Annotated in this window: 1 protein-coding gene; it reads left to right on the forward strand. The window is 62.4% G+C overall.

Features of this window, described 5'->3' with window-relative positions; genetic code table 11:
- The coding region (locus tag SB847_RS21080) for a LysR substrate-binding domain-containing protein (protein WP_410578571.1) at window positions 1-271 on the forward strand (271 nt) is incomplete at both ends.

Raw genomic sequence — 271 nt, forward strand, 5'->3', positions numbered from 1 at the left:
GTCCGCAGAGACGCTGATCCACGATCTTTCGATGGAGGGGCATGCAGAGTTCCCCACATGGAAAACCTGGTTGCGAAAGGCCGGTGTGTCCGGCGTCGGCGCCCTGCGGGGTATGAAAATCAACAACTCAGCAGCGGTATTGCAAGCTGCGGCGGAAGGCCATGGAATTGCACTGGCCCGCCGCGTGATGGCCAGGGACGATCTGGCCGCGGGCAGGCTGGTGCGGCTCTTTCCGGAGATCACATTGGCCTCGCAGCTCGCGTACTACGTG

The sequence above is a fragment of the Bacillus sp. SIMBA_026 genome, from assembly GCF_046535335.1.
GTDB classification, from domain to species: Bacteria; Bacillota; Bacilli; order Bacillales; family Bacillaceae; genus Bacillus; species Bacillus velezensis.